The organism is Escherichia coli DSM 30083 = JCM 1649 = ATCC 11775, from assembly GCF_003697165.2.
In the GTDB taxonomy this organism is placed as follows: Bacteria; Pseudomonadota; Gammaproteobacteria; order Enterobacterales; family Enterobacteriaceae; genus Escherichia; species Escherichia coli.
In genome coordinates this window covers 16,735-36,338 of sequence record NZ_CP033091.2, presented here as the reverse complement: position 1 = coordinate 36,338, position 19,604 = coordinate 16,735, and the positions used below count along the sequence as shown (strand labels likewise).

The window sequence follows — 19,604 nt, the reverse complement described above, 5'->3', positions numbered from 1 at the left end:
TGTTATATATCAATTTGATATTTATGAAAAATCGATATATTTATCTTGTGAGGGATTGTTTTTTTTTGCTAAATGATATTAATTATCATTCTTATATAAAAACAATAATGGCAGTAAAAAATATCTGGCAAGGATGTGAGCTTAACGATCAAACATTTTAAGTTAGGCATTTATTAGGGAATAGGTATGAGAATTAACAAAATCCTCTGGTCGCTAACTGTGCTCCTGGTTGGGTTGAATAGCCAGATATCAGTAGCCAAATCCTCCGACGATGATAATGACGAGACTCTGGTGGTGGAAGCCACCGCTGAGCAGGTATTAAAACAGCAGCCGGGCGTGTCGGTTATTACCAGCGAGGATATTAAAAAGACCCCTCCGGTAAACGACCTTTCAGATATTATTCGTAAAATGCCTGGTGTCAATCTTACCGGCAATAGCGCCTCGGGCACACGCGGTAATAACCGCCAGATCGATATTCGAGGTATGGGGCCGGAAAACACCTTAATTTTAATTGATGGTGTACCGGTGACGTCACGTAACTCCGTGCGTTATAGCTGGCGTGGAGAGCGTGATACCCGCGGTGACACCAACTGGGTGCCACCGGAACAGGTTGAGCGTATTGAAGTGATCCGCGGCCCTGCGGCGGCGCGCTACGGTTCGGGGGCAGCCGGGGGGGTGGTGAACATCATTACCAAACGTCCCACCAACGACTGGCACGGTTCGCTGTCGTTATACACCAATCAGCCGGAAAGTAGCGATGAGGGCGCTACGCGTCGCGCCAATTTCAGCCTTAGTGGGCCTCTGGCTGGTAATGCTCTTACCACGCGTTTGTATGGTAACCTGAATAAAACGGATGCTGACAGTTGGGATATTAATTCTCCGGTCGGTACGAAAAACGCAGCCGGGCATGAAGGGGTACGTAACAAAGATATTAACGGCGTTGTCTCGTGGAAATTAAATCCGCAGCAGATTCTCGATTTCGAAGCCGGATATAGCCGCCAGGGGAATATCTATGCGGGCGATACGCAAAACAGTTCTTCCAGTGCAGTTACCGAAAGCCTGGCAAAATCCGGCAAAGAGACGAACCGCCTGTACCGACAGAATTATGGCATTACGCATAATGGTATCTGGGACTGGGGACAAAGTCGCTTTGGTGTTTATTACGAGAAAACCAATAATACCCGCATGAATGAAGGATTATCCGGCGGTGGTGAAGGGCGTATTTTAGCGGGTGAAAAGTTTACGACCAATCGCCTGAGTTCCTGGCGAACCAGCGGCGAGCTTAATATTCCTTTGAATGTGATGGTTGATCAAACGCTGACCGTTGGTGCAGAGTGGAACCGCGATAAGCTCGATGATCCTTCCTCTACCAGCCTGACGGTGAATGACAGTGATATCAGCGGTATTTCTGGCTCTGCTGCGGATCGCAGCAGTAAAAATCATTCTCAAATCAGTGCGCTGTATATTGAAGATAACATTGAGCCGGTTCCTGGCACGAATATCATTCCCGGCCTGCGCTTTGATTATCTCAGCGACTCCGGCGGGAACTTCAGCCCCAGTCTGAATCTTTCGCAGGAATTGGGCGATTATTTCAAAGTCAAAGCAGGGGTTGCCCGAACCTTTAAAGCCCCAAACCTGTATCAATCCAGTGAAGGCTATCTGCTCTACTCGAAAGGCAATGGCTGTCCAAAAGATATTACATCAGGCGGGTGCTACCTGATCGGTAATAAAGATCTCGATCCGGAAATCAGCGTCAATAAAGAAATTGGGCTGGAGTTCACCTGGGAAGATTACCACGCAAGTGTGACCTACTTCCGCAATGATTACCAGAATAAGATCGTGGCCGGGGATAACGTTATCGGGCAAACCGCTTCAGGCGCATATATCCTCAAGTGGCAGAATGGCGGGAAAGCTCTGGTGGACGGTATCGAAGCCAGTATGTCTTTCCCACTGGTGAAAGATCGTCTGAACTGGAATACCAATGCCACATGGATGATCACTTCGGAGCAAAAAGACACCGGTAATCCTCTGTCGGTCATCCCGAAATATACTATCAATAACTCGCTTAACTGGACCATCACCCAGGCGTTTTCTGCCAGCGTCAACTGGACGTTATATGGCAGACAAAAACCGCGTACTCATGCGGAAACCCGCAGTGAAGATACTGGCGGTCTGTCAGGTAAAGAGCTGGGCGCTTATTCACTGGTGGGGACGAACTTCAATTACGATATTAATAAAAATCTGCGTCTTAATGTCGGCGTCAGTAATATCCTCAATAAACAGATCTTCCGATCTTCTGAAGGGGCGAATACCTATAACGAGCCAGGCCGGGCTTACTATGCCGGAGTTACCGCATCATTCTGATCGTAGTGTTTCAGGCGTACTGCCCGCGTAAAAGCGGGCAGTGTTTAGTGGCTTAACTCATGACAACCTGCTGTGTAATTTGCGTTTTCACCACTGATATCTAACAGTGCCTGGCGAAAGGAGGCATTGAACATCGGCCCGTGTCCTAGGTTGGGGAAATCCCAAAATACGGCATTGACGCCTTTATCTTTCAGTATAGTGAGGGTGGTATGAATTTTCGACAGCACCCCGACAGCATGCGTTTCCCGGTTATCACCCTGTGTCGCCGAGCCTTCCATTATCGCCAGGTGTTTGGCGCAGAATTGCAGAGGCTCAACCGCCGTAACGCGGCTTAGCAAAGCATCATAACCTCTGCCCAACGACGGGCTGGCGCTGTAGTACGACCGGAAGTAAGAGGAGGACAGCCAGGAATCCAGCACGAAGAGGCCGCCGTAGGAGTGCCCCCATAAGCCGCGGCGTTGCCGATCGATATTCAGTCCCTGTTCCACTTTTGGGGCAATACGCGTTTCCAGTAACTGGCGGAAGTTGTTGCTGCCACCACTCTTACGGCTAAAACGCCCTGAGTGGAGATCTGTTTTTCTGCTTTCTGCTGCTGGCGTATAGTCGTAAGCCCTGCTATTGAGATCGAAAGGGAGGTTGGTCTGATACCCGACAGCCACGATCACTGGCGGTGTTTTTTCTGACAATTGTTTGAGCAGTTCGTCATCCAGGCGATCCATAACTGCGTTACCGTCAAGCATATATAAAATCGGGTAACCCGATGCCGGTGCGGTTGTATTCGGCACGGCCGTCCATACCCGATAATGGCGTGTGCCATCGACAGAGTCGAAAGAGGTGACGCTGAAATGGTAAAACACGGAGCCTTTATCGGCTATATTCGGCCCCAGTGGCCGCATATCCGGCTTCGCATAAACTTGCGCACTACAGATAAGGGTGAGGCAAGAAAGATGAAAGAAAATCGCTTTATGCGGGCGTGTTGAGCGATACTCGCGGGCATACATCTGATGATTATTCCTTTTCCGCAGGTGACTATTTGATTTATTCAGGAAGTCTGTACCGTTTCCTGAAAGTGTTTGTGGGTCAACTCAACCCTGTAGTAAACCAATCCCGTCAATCAGTGCACCGCGCCACCATGCGTAATCGTGACCACCGGTGTAGATTGCGCAATGGCTTTCGACGCCAGCGGTAATCAGCCGCTGGTGAAGCTGCTGAACGTGAGGCACTGTCGAACCTTCCAGCGATCCCACGCACAGGCTGATACGTACGCCCTGCGGTGGGGCAGAAAGCAGATGCTCACTCACCCATGAGGTATCGGTTTCGCTGAACAAGCCTGGTCGACTGGTTCTTTCTGGCGTCCACCACATTGAAGGAGAGTGGCTGAGCACCAGACCGAACGTTTCCGGTGCGTAACGAGCCCCCATTAGCGCACTGATCCCGCCGAGGCTCTGCCCGGCCAGCACTGTGCGCGAACGGTCTGCCCACTGACGCTGCGGTTGTTCAGCGCGAATCATCGGCAGCAGATGTCCGGCGATATCCTTTATCAGTTTGCTGCGCCCGCCGAGTATCTCAGTGCGTTCATGTTCATTAATGTTGTCAATGCCCAGTACAGCCACGGGCACGATGCGCCCATTATTTATGGCGGCGTCAATTGCCGCGCATACGCCAAGGTGATCAAACCAGGTTTCACCATCGGGCAGCACGACCAGCCCGAGGGGCTGAGAAATATCAACATCCGGAATATAGAGCCGAACCTGGCGAGATTTCCCGGCGATAATGCGCATGGAGGTAAGCAGTTGTCCGGTGTGGAAGCCGCCGTTCCATTCCGACAGGGCGGGAGCTTTATCAAGTGTCAGCACTGATTCCTTTGCGTTTCCCCGAACGTTGATCTCCGGCATTTTGTTTAGCGGATCGGCCTTTCCGGCAAGGGTGGCAAAACGGCCTCCGGACAGTGCAATCGTCTCAGCCGTAGTGCCGGGGGGGATTTCCAGCAGCGAATAGGAGCCGCAGTAACTTGCGGGTAAACGCAGTGTCAGTGTCCAGATATCCGTTTCGGGAAGGGCGCTCATCATTCCTTTTTCTACGTGCTCTTTATCCGTCACCCGGTTCAGACGCAGATAAACGCCCTGCAGAGGATGTCGGGCGCGCCACAGAAAGGTCACTTCTCGCTCATCTTCCGCTCCTTCGACTGGCGTCACAAGAGGAACATTCAGCGACTCAGCTTCGCGCCAGAAGTCAGTAAGGTTAGCAATGTGGCCCGCTGCCAGTTGGTTGCGCAGGCTGGCGATAGCAGAGAGATGTTGTTGCATGTTCAGCATTCATACTCTTTAAAAATTAAGGATGTCAGTATAAATAATTAAAGCGGCTATTCACGGTACCGCCGCTTCTGACTGTGTTTTTAATACATTACGTGTCCAGTAACTATCCCGGGGTTTCCTCCTTCATGTTGTGCTGGCGATGGAGAGCAGTACTGCTGACGCTGTCATGCCATAAGCGGGTATAGAGGCCGCCCGCAGATAACAGCTGTTCGTGGGTTCCGTATTCCGCAAGTAACCCCTTATCAATAACGGCAATCAGATCGCAGCGTTGCGCGGTGGTCAGACGATGTGCAACAATCAGCGCCGAGTGCTTCCCGGCATGCACGACATCTGTTAACGATGACATCAGTCGTTCTTCGGATGTGCGATCCAGACATGACGTGGCTTCGTCGAGCAGCAGGATGTGGGCATTCGCCAGTTGCGCGCGGGCCAGCGCAATCAACTGGCGCTGACCTGCGGGCAGATCGGCTCCGCCGTTATTCACCGGTGTCCGGAATCCCTGCGGCAGATTGCACACCATCTCATACAGCCCTGCCCGCTGTGAGGCAATTTCAACGTCTTCATTGGTGGCGGATGGCCGTGAATAACGAATGTTTTCTGCAATATCACTACTAAACAGTGCTACATCCTGATCGACAAGCCCAATCTGGCGACGATACTCAGTGAGCGAGGCATCATCGAGCATTTGCACACCGATTCTGATGTTGCCGTGCGTGGGGAAATACAACCCGGCAATCAGCTTAATCAGCGTCGACTTACCCGCACCGCTGCGACCGACGACCGCGACAACCATTCCCTCTGGGATCGTCAGGGTAAGTTTGTTCAGAGCTGGCTCGTGACTGTCGGGATAACTGAACGTGACCTCATCAAGATGCAGTGCACCGGTGACAGGGAGGACCGAAGAGGACCCGAGGTTCTCAGTGCCTTCTGTCGCCAGTAGTTCATCAATATGTTTGCCGCTGGCTGTCGCCTGCTGCCAGGCGTCGACAATCCCTGATAACTGCTGCACTGGCCCATAGAATTGCCCCAGCAACAGGAAGAAAGCCGCCAGTACCCCGGCAGTCATTTCTCCAGCGGCGACCTGCGAAGCTCCCACTAACAGAACAGCGGCATAGGAGGCCTCGGTGCAGAATGTCAGGAACGGAAAATAGACTGCAAGGTATTTTTGTGCTCGCACACGGGTTGCGCGGAAACGCTCCGATAACGCGCGCAGCCGGGCGCCCTCCAGTTCCTGCTGACCATGCGATTGCACGACACGCAGGCCAGAGACTTTTTCCTGCAGGGTGCTGTTGACTTTGCCTATTTCCAGCCGTGCCTGTGCATAAGCAGGGGTACTGAGGCGGCGATAAATCATGGTTGCCAGTGCGGCCACTGGCACTGCGCTTAATGCCGTCAGCGCCAGGAACGGGTCGAGCCAGAACATGGTGGCGGCGATTGCGAACATCGTCACCAGACTGGTGGCCGCACCGGCAAGGCCGTTTTGCAGAAAGCGGGCGAGAGAGTCCACATCAACGGTCATGCGGGTAAGACGCGAATCGGCATGCTTTTCATGCCAGGGGAGTCCAAGACGCAGCATATGGCCGAAGCTGCGCAAGCGCACCGAATGCTGAACTGATTCCGCCGCTCTGGCGGCGAAGACCGTCTGCAGAGAATAACTGCACCAGCCCACAATGACCAGGCACAGGGCGAGCAGGGCACAGAGGCCGATGATCGACATATCGCCTGCGGCGACACCGGAGTCAATGCCGTGCTGCAACAGTATCAGTACCCCTACGCCTGCCGCAGAATCGAGTGCGATCAGCAGAGCGGCGATGACGAACATCCACGCCACAGGCTTCAGTAGTGACGTGACTTTGCGACCTTTACCGGCCAGCGCCTGCTGTACTGCATTTTCCGGTACGCGGGTCATACGGGCGACAAAACCTTTATCCCCCGTATCCGTTACATCGTCTTGTGTCGCTGGTTCAGCCGGCCACAATTCGTTGTGGCTATTGTGGGACGTGGCCAGAAAATCGCTGTCGCCGGTCATCAGTGCGCGGAACGCCGGACAGCGCGCTTCAAGTTCTGCCGGGGTTCCGGTATCCACCATACGGCCCTTATCCAGCACCACAACCCGGCTGGCTAGCTGAAGTGTTGAACGCCGTCGGGCAATCACCAGCAGCATATGCCCTTCGTCAGCATAGCGACCCAGCGCGGTATTAATCTCCGCTTCCGTAACAGCATCAACCGCTGAGGTAGTATCATCCAGGATTAACACGTCCGGTGCAGTAATGAGCGCCCGCGCCAGCGCTATTCGCTGCCTCTGCCCGCCGGAAAGATTCGTACCCCGTTCGGTTAACAGGCTATCGAAGCCTTTCGGCAGGGCGTTAATAAAATCGCTGGCTCCTGCAGCAGCTGCCGCACGGCGAATGTCGTCCGCCGTTGCCTGAGGGTGGCCATAGGCGATATTTTCCGCCACCGTACCGGCAAACAGAAAAGCATCTTCAAATACGATGCCTACCCGGCGACGAAGCGCCTCCAGTCTGATATCGCGAAGATTTTGTCGGCCTTCGCTGGTGTTGAGCCATATCTTTCCGGAGCAGGGATCATAAAAACGCGCCAGTAGCATCAACAGGGTCGATTTTCCTGAACCCGATGCGCCCACCACCGCCACGGTTTCACCGGCGCGCAGGGAAAAGGAGATATTGCTGAGGATATGTCTGTCGCCATGGTGGTAGTCAAAGCTCATATTCTCCAGTTCCAGTCCGACAACCTGACTGTTAATCGACTCCGTCCCGTCCTCCATCTGTGAACGGGTGTCGATCAGTGCAAACACCCGCTCCACGGACGCCTGAGTGCGCTGTGCGATAACCAGAAACGATGCCAGTACGCGGGTTGGCCCGGTCAGCATCGCGAGGAAGCTGGCGAATGCAACGAAGGTACCGAGATCGATCCGCCCGTGCATGACCGACCACCCGCCGTAGCACAGCAGGACGATTTGCCCGAGCACCGGTAGCGCCAGCATGGTGGCCCCAGGCATCGCCTGCGAGATAACCGCACCGATGCGTACACGCACAATCTGCCGCGACTGCCTATCGAGCCAGTGCGTTTCACGCATCTCTGCCACACAGGATTTTACCACTGAGATCTGTGCCAGCACCTCGCGTATATGTTCGGTGAGATTCGCCAGTTGGTCCGAGGCCAGCCCGGTTTGCGCGAAGACCCTACGACGCGCACGAAGCGCGGTGATCGCCAGGCATACCAGTACGCACACGACGATAAGCGTCATGGCAGGGGACATCCACAGCATCACGGCAATGCCGGCAATGTAATAAGTGAACACTGCCAGCGGCACCGGGCACATCTGCAGCAGGGTATGCACCTGCTGCAGATCGCTGTTGGTCCGTGAAATCACCTGCCCGGTGCGCAGCGCATCCTGGCCTGCGCCGTCAAGTTTCTGAATACTGTCGAATACCCGTCCTCTGAGGGTATGCTGCACCCAGAGTGAGAGCATCCCGGCATAACCACGGCGCACATAGTTACCGATGAAATCAAAAAAAGCGATCAACAGTAACCCGCAGGCCAGCCACGGCAGGCGGGCCGGATTGCCCGCCAGTGCGTCATTCACAGCCTGTCTTGTCAGCAGTGGCGTCAGCGCAGCCAGCAAAATAGTCGATACTGACGCTACCACCACGATGACACTAAGTTTCTTACGTTCCCAGCACACGCGCGCTAGGCGAACTATCCATGACTGAGCCGGTGTGGGAGTGTGATTCGCAGGCATTAAGCCTCCTCCGTCTGTAAAATACGATCCACTGGCCGGATCGTTCCGCAAAAAAGCCAGCACGCTCCGGTCCCGCATTGTTATGGATGCATGACTCCTGGATGGGTGCTGGCATATGATTATCATGAAGGTGTAGTGGTTACCCTTTCTGTACCATTGTGATCAGGCTTTTCGCCACTTCACCTGGGCAGGGTTGCGCCGCCATTTCCGCTGCTACCTCTTCAGAGGCTTTGCGAAGTGAGCGATTGTTGAGGAAAGCATTGATCATGTTACTCGACAGGCCGACGTCGCCAGGGATAATCCCGCAGCCGCGTTCGGCAACAACGCGGGCATTTACCGGGCGATCGGCTCCCTGGCCGAAGACGATTTGTGGAATACCAGCGTGTAGCGCTGTCAGGGTATTGCCTGCTCCGCCATGATGAATGAAACCATCTGCGCCGTTGAGGAAGACACCCATGGGTATCCAGTCAACCAGGCGAACATTTGACGGCAGCGAGCGCAAATCGGACCGCGCATTGGCTGAAATATGCAGGATGATCTCGGCATCGACCTCACTGGCAGAATCCATAACCCAGGCGATTAGATCAAGGCCGTCAACCATCGGTTTGACAGTGCCGAGACTCACCAGCAGACGTTTACGCTCGGGCCTTCTCTCCCACCATGGTTCCCACACCGCGCCACCGTTATACGGGACGTACTGCATCGGAATAATGGGTTCACCGTCGTTTTCCAGAATGCTCATACTCGGCGGTGTTACGTCGATCCAGGCCATATCACGTGGTGTGGCCCCCACATTGTGGCGACGATAGGCGTCCGTGAGCGAACGCGTTACACCCTTGATATGCCAGGGGGTATGGCCGAAGCCTACGGTTTGCATCACGACCGGTATATCATATTTGGCGGCAATCAGCGGCCCGATGACTCCGAGCGGAGGGTAGATGATGAGGTCAGGCCGCCAGTGTCCGGCAAACTCCACCAGATGGTCGGCCATTTCTTCGCTGAAGAATGAGAAGTTGCCCATTTGGGTTCCGATATTACTTTTTTTCCGCTGTGCCTCATGGTGGCGGTAACCAGCTTCGGAATCCAGACCGGGTGCGGCGTCAAACACCACCAACCCGGCCTCTGCCGCTTTTTGTGCGAATTGTCCTCCACTGGCGATCAGCACTTCATGACCGTTAACGCGAAATGCCTGCGCCAGAGACAGCACAGGATACAACAGCCCATAGAGAGGCGGGCCTACAAACAAAATACGCATGAGAAAATCCCTCTCCGCTTGACGATCTAAATCAGGCAGTCGACGCACTCATATGCCAGCAGCAGGACACGACTTTTCGTTAAACCTGCTTTACCAGATGCTGCGCCATTTGTGCTTCACCAGCGTTATGGACAGCTCAGTCAGAGACTTTTCCGTGACATACACAGGTGAACAGGGAACTCCGTATCCCCACTTCCATTAACGCTTACGCGCCATTGTCCTGTTGAACAGCCCAAATGGCGTCGGACAGCTACGCCGGGATGTTCTGACGCATTTGTGCAGTGTTAGACCGAACAACGAATCTGGAAAGAACCGTGATTTCTTAGACACACGATGCATCATCCTGATAGTCTCGCCTTCGCTGGTCTGTAAGTAAAAACGCCGTTGTACAGGCGATGTTTGTTCCCTTTCAGCCTTACCAGAAACAACACAGACACAAATGCTAATGATAATAATTACCAATATCATTTAACTATTGCAACGGTAATTAAAACTTAATAAAAAGGGAAGCTCCCAGAGGGCTATCTGGGGATATTTAAATTGAAACCTACGCTGCTACAGACCGTGGAGAATATCTTGCAAACGCTGAGCATGCTGTTCCAACTCACCGGAAGGCTGATAGACGTTAAGGCATTGGTGAGCGGTTCTGCCGTCGCCAAAAATGTATAGAGAACTCCGACCAGCAGCGTTTCATCCTCTGTCTATAGCGCAAGCGTGTCGAGAACTACTGCTGATATTACGCTGTTGGCGAATAATCCGATTTTTGCTCCTGACCAGGTGAGTTTTTTCGGCTTTTCGCTGCCAGTATCAGGCTTTCACGTCATCATTTTGGATACGTTATTTCACTAAATGGTCATTGTTAGGGAAAAGAGAATGTGTGACTAGGTCGTTTAGCGTTGCTTTCCATCACACTCTAGCCAATTCACAACTATGGGCGGTTCTCGACGATTCCAGGTCAGGTTGACGGGACGCTAGTGGTTTCAAAGCTTGGTCAACAGATAACGATTGAAAAAGTCATGATCTTACTGAAGTTGTGCGGATAGTGAGTAATGCCGCGAGACGAACTGGCCGGGAGATTGATGGAACTTTAAAAATTATCTCTTAACGCATTTACGAATGCAAAAAGTCTATTTTTTGGTTAGCGGAGAATTTGTTAAAAGAATCCAGCATAGTGAATCCCCCTGCGCGGCTGTCTCTTGATCAGATCTCCTGATAAAGAGACTTCATCACCAGCCTCAACCATATCCTGAAGTCTGAACCAGCCATCCCACATATCTACCCAACCGGGGCGGCCTGTGCGTTTGCTGTGTATGGGTCCACCACATATTGCAATTTTTGTTCTCTTTTAAAATATATTCCACGGGCGTCGTTAGTGCGAGCGCCTTGTGGAGTCTTTTGCTGTTATACAGCGCCAGATATTCCGCCAGTTTCAGGTTAAACAACGCCAGATCCTCAAAGAGTAAAATTTCATTAAATTCAATGAATTGCTCTCTTAATGCCCGGTTAAAACGTTCACAGATAGCGTTCATTTTTGGCGTGTAGGGATAGGTCCAGAGGTGTTTGATGGCGGCTTCCTGCAGCGTTTTGTCAAAGCTTCCCAGGAACTCTTTCCCGTTATCTGTGATGATCTGGCTGATACCGACAGGGAACAGCCGGGCTGCACGGCTGAAAAAGTGATTGACGATATCACTGTTGAGCGACGGCACAGCCAGCGCCAGTACATAATCGCTGTGTTCGTCGATCATGGTAATGATATAGCGACGCATTTCACCCATTCTGAGCTCAATGGCGTCCATCCCAATGAGCTCTCCTGTCTTTACCGGACGGTAGTGCTTTGGCCTGCGGGGGGGTGGTGGTTCGCTTTTTGACAAGCAGAGCCTTACCCCGCGAGCTCAGACGTACTGGTATCATCCGCATTTTATCGTGTGCGGTGGCGATCATTCTGCCGATGGTGGAAACACTCGGGCAGGTCTGATGGCGTTATGCGCACCAGGGCTTCAGGCGAACAAAAATCTGCTCTTTACCGAGGTTCGGCAGCTCTGTCCTGAGGCGTCGAATCTCTTTCAGCACATCGGGATGCCAGTGCTTTTTTCGTCGCACCAGAGGTGCCTTACTGTGCGGGATTAGCCCCTCAGGTCCTCCCTTGATCAGTAACTGACGCCACCAGTAAAGCGTGCGGCAGGATACGCCAAAGGCTTCAGAAGCTGCAGAAATACCGTGTTTATCCCAGAAGTGCAGAGCCTTCATTCTCATTGTTGCTATATCAGCCATCACTGAAAGCCTCAACGCATAATCGGCTGCTTAGGATAGCCAACCTCAGGTGCTGCATTTGCATAGTGCAATCTCCCCTTACTTATCCGGAGGCAATTGCAATATCTCTGTGAACTTACACTGTGTATCATCAGGTTATTATGTGAGCTGGTAAATCAGATTTTGCATGGACTGAAATGATGCTGTTATTTAGGGACAAAGAACCGACTTTTTCTCTTGCCTCCTCGCCAGTAATGATTAATGGGAATGCTTCCTCTGGGGAGGAGGACAGTAGAAAAAAGAACCCGCCAGCAAAAATATTGGGGATGAACAGCTTTCGCTACTCAGGTTGTTGGCGGGTAAATTTCCTCATGAAATAAGAATGCTACGCGCTCTTTTTAATGAAAATGATAATCACTGTCAACTAATTGCGCATATTTTCTTCATACATGATTGATAAAGGTGATTCAGACTATCAGTGTTTTGCTGATGGCCTTTTTGTCTTTAGAAAACACCAGCCAGGCTGGTTGGTTCAGTTAAGCTTTCAGCTTCGAGAATTTTATGAAAGCTATTGATTTGTTAAAATAAATCACAGTCTGGTGACTGCAAAAGTTAAACGAGAAATCAAAAGGTGGCCCAAATCTGAAAATGAAGCTCTGCGTGATGATGTTGCCGCTGGTCGTCGTCGGTTGCATATCAGATCAATCTGCCCATCCCCGCGTGAAGCCACCACCGCCTCGGGCGTGGATAATGCAGCCCCCCCGACTGGCAGACATCGCTGAACAGGATTATTTCCTCCCTCAGAGAGAGGCTTATCACTATGCAAAAACAACTGTAGGGAGCCCAGAAGTATATTAATGAACAGTGCAGATGAGCTCCCCATATCGATGGGCAACTATTGTGAGCAATATACCCGGGCTTCCAGCGGAGTATAGATGCCAAAAGTGATAAAACCGAGCAATCCATTTACGAATGTTTGCTGAGTTTCTGTTTTAACAACATTTTCTGCACCGCCACAAATTTTGGCTGCATCAACAGTTTTCTCTTGTCCAATTCCCGAAACGAAGAAATGATGAGTGATGGTTTCCTTTGGTGTTACTGCTGTCGGTTTGTTTCCAACAGTAAACGTTTGTTGAGCACATCCTGTAATAAGCATTGCCAGAGCGGCAGAAAATAACATTTTTTTCATCTTATTATCCTGCATTGTTAAAAACGGCAGAATCCTATGTGATAATAATTAAACGATAGCTAAATGAACGAAAATTAAAAGTATAAAAGTGGTTACTCAGACTTGGTAGGTACTCAGAATCATGGGAAATGAATAAACCGCTTCATCTGTCCATTACTCTTTTAGGTGTGTTGTATTGTCGCCATATTCCCCGCATTAACCATGACAGTAGCCCGACGGAGAACTCCTTCTGCAAGAGTATACGGGAATAATCAAAAACGATGCACATCAAGTGGTTCGGGTTGCTGTTTTACTAGTTTTCGCCACAAAAGCCACTATTTTCCCAGACAATATATCTCTGTCTGGGTTACATAACGTTTGTCCGTTTATTTCCTTACTGATTGAACAGACCTGATTTCGTATAGTGTAATGTATGTAGCATACAGCAACAGAATATCTTATCTCTGGCTACGGTGTATCGTACAGAACGGGCAAAATGCGGCGGTTTCTCCACAAGCATGTGGAGAAACATTCTGCCTCTAGGATTCGTGCACCTTAGACTGGCCCCCTGAATCTCCAGACAACCAGTATCACTTAAATAAGTGATAGTCTTAATACTAGTTTTTAGACTAGTCATTGGAGAACAGATGATTGATGTCTTAGGGCCGGAGAAACGCAGACGGCGTACCACACAGGAAAAGATCGCAATTGTTCAGCAGAGCTTTGAACCGGGGATGACGGTCTCCCTCGTTGCCCGGCAACATGGTGTAGCAGCCAGCCAGTTATTTCTCTGGTGTAAGCAATACCAGGAAGGAAGTCTTACTGCTGTCGCCGCCGGAGAACAGGTTGTTCCTGCCTCTGAACTTGCTGCCGCCATGAAGCAGATTAAAGAACTCCAGCGCCTGCTCGGCAAGAAAACGATGGAAAATGAACTCCTCAAAGAAGCCGTTGAATATGGACGGGCAAAAAAGTGGATAGCGCACGCGCCCTTATTGCCCGGGGATGGGGAGTAAGCTTAGTCAGCCGTTGTCTCCGGGTGTCGCGTGCGCAGTTGCACGTCATTCTCAGACGAACCGATGACTGGATGGATGGCCGCCGCAGTCGTCACACTGATGATACGGATGTGCTTCTCCGTATACACCATGTTATCGGAGAGCTGCCCACGTATGGTTATCGTCGGGTATGGGCGCTGCTTCGCAGACAGGCAGAACTTGATGGTATGCCTGCGATCAATGCCAAACGTGTTTACCGGATCATGCGCCAGAATGCGCTGTTGCTTGAGCGAAAACCTGCTGTACCGCCATCGAAACGGGCACATACAGGCAGAGTGGCTGTGAAAGAAAGTAATCAGCGATGGTGCTCTGACGGGTTCGAGTTCCGCTGTGATAACGGAGAAAAACTGCGAGTCACGTTCGCGCTGGACTGCTGTGACCGTGAGGCACTGCACTGGGCGGTTACTACGGGCGGCTTCAACAGTGAAACAGTACAGGACGTCATGCTGGGAGCGGTGGAACGCCGCTTCGGCAACGAGCTTCCGGCGTCTCCAGTAGAGTGGCTGACGGATAATGGTTCATGCTACCGGGCTAATGAAACACGGCAGTTTGCCCGGATGTTGGGGCTTGAACCGAAGAACACGGCGATGCGGAGTCCGGAGAGTAACGGCATAGCAGAGAGCTTCGTGAAAACGATAAAGCGTGACTACATCAGTATCATGCCCAAACCAGACGGGTTAACGGCAGCAAAGAACCTTGCAGAGGCGTTCGAGCATTATAACGAATGGCATCCGCATAGTGCGCTGGGTTATCGCTCGCCACGGGAATATCTGCGGCAGCGGGCTTGTAATGGGTTAAGTGATAACAGATGTCTGGAAATATAGGGGCAAATCCACAATTTCTTAATATAAAAGATCCATTACATTGCTCTGCAACTATAACTGCGTATTACCGTGAAGGAGAACGGTGAGTAACGGCGTTTTTCAAGGCCATTGTCAACGACGGATGAAAAGTGGAATCCTCTGCTGGGATTCAGCTCCTAATGCTACAAATCTCATTGATGGCTTGATGTAACTTCACATATGGTTTCAGCCTCAAAGAAATCATTTTTATTAATTTTAACGAAGGGTTGGACAAAATGAGGAGGTATTAGCTTTGTTTTATGACGCATTTCCGAAAATTTCCGTGCCATATAGTGAGCATCTTCGCAAGCTTCCATAACAATAGTTGTGTAGGAGGAATTAGTAAGGAATTCGAATAATTTCGAGCACTTGGATTCTGACAGTTAAGGACTCTGCCTGTTGCATCTTGGCAGTGGACGTTGAATGAATTTTTGCCTAGATAAATACCAATCAAAGATGACGTTATTCATAATGGTTCTCCCAAAAAAACACCGTCAGCGTACTGCTGCAGGGTAGGGTGATCATCTAATAAAATCCAGTATAACTGGATAAGAAAGATACTCCTGGTGAACTGGCTCCGCCACACTTACCAGGAAACACTATTCCCTGGTCGAACTTATCCTCCGGAAACACCTCTTTTAAGTGGTTTGAAGTTTTTCGGAATATATCGCACACAGAAAAATGCGGATATCACAGACAGACTTCTGTCGGTTCCAAATAGTGCAGACCCAAAAGCTATGTATCTTAGTACAGAACGGGTGCCCGACATCCTCGGAACGGATGTCTTTTAGATACGACAACAGGGTGAATAGACAGGAAAAATAGAATGATGCAGCTCTCTTTTTTACAAATGACTGACTCTCTGATATCTAGAACAGATAACGCTCCCGGAATATACTTTATCTAGGTGCTATCACTGATACGAAGAGACATATTCGAATAAAAATACAACAACTAGCAATCTGTAATTACTTTCAGGAGGTCACACCTCCCACTCCTGTTCAGAACAAATCTTCCCCCGGAGATAAAAATGGTGATAATTATGCTGATGGAGACTAAATACCAATAAGTCCGGTGCGTTCTGTGGCAGGTTGAGACCTCACAGGAAAAACGACAACAACTCCCGTCGACGTTATGCGATTCAATCCGGATGCTCTTTGTACCACCAAGCGCCTTCCTCGCTAACTAACTGGTGTACTGCTGATATGGAAACAACATCTGTCATCATTCTCAATGGCTTCCTCGGCGCAGGGAAAACCACTCTGCTGAAAAACCTGCTCATACAGGCACACGAAAAACAGCTTTCAGTCTCTGTCATAGTCAATGACATGAGCGAACTGGATGTGGACGGCGTGCTGATCGCCAACACAGATATTGTAGATGCAAAAGACAATAATTTCGTAAGTATCACCGCAGACAGCATCAGCAGCCCCGCAGGCCTCAAAAAGATGGATCTCGCAATTAACCACCTGCTTGATCACAACAAGCCGGATGTGATGCTGATTGAAACCTCCGGAAGCAGTCATCCGCTTCCTCTGGTCAAATACCTGCGTCGCCATTCACGTGTACGCCTGAAGGCGTTTTTAACACTCGTTGATACTGTCATGCTCCATGAAGATTACAATGATGGGAAAAAACTGATCCCCACTCTTCAGGAAAATCTCCGGCATAACAAACGCGGCCTGGAGAATTTGCTGGCCGAGCAAATCATGTTCTGCAACAGGCTGCTGCTGACCAGAAATGACCGCCTGCCCTTTGACATTATCTCCGCTGTGGCAAAAGCCATACACCCACTTAACCCCTCCGTGGATGTGCTCGCGGTATCATGGGGAAATATTGAACTGAGCACATTACTGGCGATCCCGGACTACAATTTTGACCGTGTTGAGTTACTCATCAGTGAACTGGAAGCACTTGTAGGAAACATGGATACTCCGTGCAACAATGAGGAACTTATATGGCGCGTCATCAGGGACGACAGGCCATTCCATCCGCAAAGATTATGGGATACCTGTCACCGCTTTATGGGCATGGGCGTTTATCGCAGTAAAGGTTTTTTTTGGCTCCCCGGGAGAGATGATCTTGCCCTGCTCTGGAATCAGTCAGCAGGAAGCATCAGTCTGGCGCTCATTGGCTACTGGAAAGCTGGAGTACTGGAACATACTGACAATAATTTAACTCGTGAAGAACGTTCAGCGCTACAGCGACACATCGACACAGCCTCTGGGCGATTTGGCGATCGCTGCTGTCAGTTGACTATCATTGGCAATGCCACTGAAGTTAATGATTTTACACATGCCTTATCCCTTTGCTTGTTGACTGAAGAAGAAATTCAGTGGTGGATGTCGGGTGGAGTATTCCCTGATCCATGGCCACAGAAAGTTACCCGCCTGTCCTGACAGAAATTGCATTCATATCAGGCTTCCTGTTGCATCTGGTGCAGGCAGTGGCCCCAGAAGGGCTCTCCATACCATCTCGTATCATAGCCGGGGGAGAGCTGAAACACACGTCACGAGAATAGTTGCATTATAGTGGGTATGCAGAGTAGCTACCTGGGAGGTCTTTCGACCGCTGACTCTGACTACCGGGTTAATGAAACACGCCAGTTCGCTCGGATGTTGGGACTTAAATCGAAGAACACGGCGGTGCGGAGTCCGGTGAGTAATGGAATAGCAGAGAGCTTCATGAAAACAATAAAACGTGACTACATCAGTATCATGCCCAAACTTGTGGTCTGTTTTTTATGGAGCAGTTTGTGCTCAGTACTCAGAAAAAATATTTTAGAGCCTGTAGAGCAGATGAATGCGTGGATTAGGGGAGCGATTAATAAGAAAAAGAAGTGGAAATAGAAGCAGTAAGCTTCATGAAGTAAGTTAATATTCAATGTTATTTAACATAAGATAGATTGTGCGCACAAACATTGTAGAGGCTCAATGCTAATGTCTATTTGTGGCTCATTAGGAATGTCCAGGCTATAGTTTCTCAGATCCCTATGTCTAGACAACGACTCACTTTTTCCTGATGAGGAGTTTTCTATGGCTATAAATGACGCCGGAATGTTCACCGTGAAAGAAATCAATCGCCTCAAAATCCTTCAGGATGTCATCGATCGCAATATCCGTCCTGGACAGGCTGCCGAAATGCTGGGCATCACGCCACGTCATTGCAGCCGTCTGCTCAAACGTTATCGCCAGTATGGGCCGCTTGGCATGAACAACCAGAGTCGTGGCCGCACTGGTAACCGTCTGTTGCCAGCGTCACTGACAGATCAGGCACTCAGTATAATCCGGGAGCACTACCGTGATTTTGGCCCCACGCTAGCGCGGGAAAAGCTGGAGGAAGTTCACGGTCTGGTCCTTGGAAAGGAAACCATCCGACGTCTCATGATAAAGGCCGGACTCTGGATTCCCCGCAGACAACGCGCACCGAAAATTCATCAGCCTCGTTACCGGCGTCCTTGTACTGGCGAGCTGATACAAATTGATGGCTGCGACCACCACTGGTTTGAAAACCGGGGTCGACCCTGTTCTGCCCTGGTCTATGTTGACGATGCCACCAGTCGCCTGATGCACCTGCTGTTTGTGAAATCTGAGTCCACATTTACCTATTTTGAAGCTACACGTGGCTATATCGAGAAATACGGTAAACCGATGATCCTCTACAGCGATAAAGCCAGCGTATTCAGAGTCAATAATAAGCACGCCACCACCGGCCCCGGCGAAACCCAGTTTGCCAGGGCCATGCGCTGCCTTAATATTACTCCTTTGTGTGCTGAAACCAGCCAGGCAAAAGGCCGCGTTGAACGTGCTCATTTGACACTTCAGGACCGACTCGTTAAGGAGCTCAGGCTTAAGGGGATCTGTACAATAGAAGCGGCCAATGCATTTGCAGAAGGATTATAACCGGCGCTTTGCCAAAGAACCCTTGCATGATTTTAACGCGCACCGGCCGCAGGCATTAGACGATGACCTTGATGCAGAATTTACCTAGCGAGAGCCTCGCCGGGTATCAAAAAATCTGACTGTACAATACGATAAAATGCTCTATCTGATTGAGGACAACGAGTACAGTCGAAGAGCCATCGGCAAGTATATTGATGTCTGGCATTATCCTGACGGACATAAGGAGCTGCGACTAAATGGCGTGCTGCTGCCCTACTCCACCTATGACCGGCTTTCTGAGGTTGATCCCGTCGCCATTGTAGATAACAAGAGACTTGGCCATGTGTTGGATGTTGCCCGTCAGGTCCAGAGAAAACGGGACAATAATCGCTCACAATCGTTACCTTGTTCTGGTGATGAGCCTTCCCGCAGACGGCACGCCCCTAGCATCAACAAATCTCAGCGCTCACTGAACGAAGATGACCTACTTGAAGCCATGATAAAGCTTCAGGGAAGCTCTGAGGCCATCTTTGGTAAAAGGTGAACTTGGCGGAAACCTCGTACTAACTGACCAACGGCGATGTGTGCGCTATCTTTCGGCTATTGCAATCAAAGCCAGAGAAGATTTCTGAGAAATGCAAATAACTTCAATGATATTATATACAAAGGAAACCGAGGTAAAATTCGGGTGTCACAGAACCCCGAACCGCTTCG

Annotated in this window: 8 protein-coding genes and 5 pseudogenes; 7 read left to right on the top strand and 6 right to left on the bottom strand. The window is 50.5% G+C overall.

Annotated features, from left to right (window positions below):
- The first annotated feature begins 186 nt into the window (after positions 1–186).
- Positions 187–2,364, top strand: coding sequence for a siderophore salmochelin receptor IroN (gene iroN, locus EAS44_RS00170; protein ID WP_001222183.1), 2,178 nt, complete (start codon positions 187–189; stop codon positions 2,362–2,364).
- Positions 2,365–2,408: 44 nt separating this feature from the next.
- Here iroN and iroE read toward each other — a convergent pair whose 3' ends face one another.
- The 5 genes and pseudogenes from iroE to EAS44_RS00140 form a co-directional block, all read right to left on the bottom strand.
- Positions 2,409–3,365 carry a catecholate siderophore esterase IroE gene (gene iroE / locus EAS44_RS00165; RefSeq protein WP_000271277.1) on the bottom strand — a complete coding sequence of 319 codons (957 nt, stop codon included), beginning with the start codon at positions 3,363–3,365 and terminating at the stop codon, positions 2,409–2,411.
- An 84-nt stretch (positions 3,366–3,449) separates the two neighbouring features.
- A complete protein-coding gene (gene iroD, locus EAS44_RS00160; protein WP_000933672.1) occupies positions 3,450–4,679 on the bottom strand; it encodes a catecholate siderophore esterase IroD in 1,230 nt (409 codons plus the stop codon).
- Positions 4,680–4,782: 103 nt separating this feature from the next.
- Complete coding sequence (gene iroC / locus EAS44_RS00155) at positions 4,783–8,442, bottom strand: salmochelin/enterobactin export ABC transporter IroC (RefSeq protein WP_001442133.1); 3,660 nt, start codon at positions 8,440–8,442, stop codon at positions 4,783–4,785.
- Between the two features lie 139 nt (positions 8,443–8,581).
- Entirely contained in the window at positions 8,582–9,697 is a 1,116-nt protein-coding gene (gene iroB / locus EAS44_RS00150; protein WP_001318220.1) for a salmochelin biosynthesis C-glycosyltransferase IroB, read from the bottom strand.
- Positions 9,698–11,007: 1,310 nt separating this feature from the next.
- Positions 11,008–12,026: pseudogene (locus EAS44_RS00140) on the bottom strand (integrase core domain-containing protein); the annotation flags it as partial.
- Between the two features lie 520 nt (positions 12,027–12,546).
- On the opposite strand from EAS44_RS00140, the pseudogene EAS44_RS25830 reads away from it, so the two are divergent.
- Positions 12,547–12,651, top strand: a pseudogene (locus EAS44_RS25830) (lysis system i-spanin subunit Rz); the annotation flags it as partial.
- Positions 12,611–12,759 (top strand): annotated as a pseudogene (locus EAS44_RS00130) (Rz1 family lipoprotein); the annotation flags it as partial. The pseudogenes EAS44_RS25830 and EAS44_RS00130, both read left to right, overlap by 41 nt.
- An 83-nt stretch (positions 12,760–12,842) precedes the next feature.
- Here EAS44_RS00130 and iss read toward each other — a convergent pair.
- On the bottom strand, positions 12,843–13,136 hold the full coding sequence (gene iss / locus EAS44_RS00125) for an increased serum survival lipoprotein Iss (RefSeq protein WP_000738422.1): 294 nt from the start codon (positions 13,134–13,136) through the stop codon (positions 12,843–12,845).
- A gap of 626 nt (positions 13,137–13,762) precedes the next feature.
- Between iss and EAS44_RS00120 the strand changes: the two genes are divergently transcribed.
- The 4 genes and pseudogenes from EAS44_RS00120 to EAS44_RS00100 all read left to right on the top strand — a co-directional run bounded on the left by EAS44_RS00120 (position 13,763) and on the right by EAS44_RS00100 (position 19,434).
- Positions 13,763–14,991 (top strand): IS3-like element IS2 family transposase gene (locus tag EAS44_RS00120; protein WP_088130945.1). Its coding sequence is split into 2 segments (ribosomal slippage): positions 13,763–14,078 and positions 14,078–14,991, totalling 1,230 coding nucleotides; the frame shifts between segments, so codons are not numbered across the junction.
- A gap of 1,223 nt (positions 14,992–16,214) precedes the next feature.
- Positions 16,215–17,408, top strand: coding sequence for a CobW family GTP-binding protein (locus EAS44_RS00110; protein WP_000450494.1), 1,194 nt, complete (start codon positions 16,215–16,217; stop codon positions 17,406–17,408).
- Positions 17,409–17,585: 177 nt separating this feature from the next.
- A pseudogene (locus EAS44_RS25825) lies at positions 17,586–17,858 on the top strand (hypothetical protein); the annotation flags it as partial.
- 186 nt (positions 17,859–18,044) lie between these two features.
- A pseudogene (locus EAS44_RS00100) lies at positions 18,045–19,434 on the top strand (ISNCY family transposase).
- Positions 19,435–19,604 lie beyond the last annotated feature (170 nt).